This window comes from Mesorhizobium sp. (genome assembly GCF_004962925.1).
GTDB lineage: Bacteria > Pseudomonadota > Alphaproteobacteria > Rhizobiales > Rhizobiaceae > Mesorhizobium.
In genome coordinates, this window is sequence record NZ_SUEO01000066.1 from 26132 (window position 1) to 27329 (window position 1198).

Consider the following 1198-nt stretch of genomic DNA (forward strand, 5'->3'; position numbering starts at 1 on the left):
GGGCAAAAAAGCCCCGCGCCGCGCCGCGCCGGCCGGCTGAGCCGACAACCCCCATTGTCGAGAAGGCGCCGGATGCCCGCACCGTTCTGGTGGTCGGCGATTTCATGGCGAGCGGCCTTGCCGAAGGTCTGGATACCGCCTTTGCCGAAAACAACAAAATCAGGATCGTCGTTCGCAGCAACGGTTCGTCCGGTTTCGTGCGTGACGATTTCTACAACTGGCCCGAACAGATCAAGTCGCTGATCGAGACCGAAAAGCCCGCGGCCGTAATCGTCATGCTGGGATCCAACGATCGGCAGCAAATGCGCGTGAACGACGAGCGCGAACAGCCGCGGTCCGAAGGTTGGGACAAGGAATACGAGCGCCGGACCGAAGCGTTCGGCAAGGCCATTGCATCGGCCAAGGTACCGTATCTGTGGGTCGGCATGCCGGCATTCAAGGCGCCGAAGATGACCTCCGACATGCTGGCTTTCAACGACATCTACCGCTCGACGGCCGAAAGTCATGGCGGCGAATTCGTCGACATCTGGGACGGTTTCGTCGACGAGGACGGCGCCTTTGTCACGAGCGGGCCTGACATCAACGGCCAGCCGGTTCGCCTGCGCACCGACGACGGCATCTATGTGTCGAAAGCCGGCAAACGCAAGCTCGCCTTCTATGCCGAAAAACCGTTGATGAAGATGCTTGGAATGACCGCGCCCACGGGCACACCGGCGACTTATGCACCAGCGGGCGCTCCCGTCGAGGCGCCGGCACCGGCTACGGCACCCATGGCCGTCGATCGCACCGTGCCGATGCTCCTCAACGATCCGGCGCTCGATGGCGGTTCGGAGCTTCTCGGCGCCGCACCGCCGGCAAAGGCGGACGGGCTCGGCGAAAAACTCGTCGTCGAGGGCAAGGCGCCCGATGCCTCGCCCGGCCGCGCCGACGACTTCCATTGGCCGCCCAGGGCACAGCCTGCGGCGGCAGCCGCTGGAAGCGACACGACGACGGCGATCAATCCTTGATGCGAGGCTCCTCGGAGGCCGTTTCGAAACTCGCTCCTGTGAGTCATATGAGGGTGTTTTCGAGAACCGGAGCGGAACGTACATTCGAGTACGTGAGCACCGGCCTACGCCGGCCGTAGCCTTTAACTGCCACGACCGATCATAAGTGCTTCGGCCGGCGTAGGCCGGTGCTCACGTACTCGAATGTACGT

The 1198-nt window shown here is 63.3% G+C and carries 1 protein-coding gene; it reads left to right on the top strand.

Annotated elements, in window-relative coordinates:
• The coding region (locus tag E5W87_RS15460; protein WP_292398811.1) for a DUF459 domain-containing protein at positions 1-1007 on the top strand (1007 nt) is incomplete at its 5' end.
• Positions 1008-1198 lie beyond the last annotated feature (191 nt).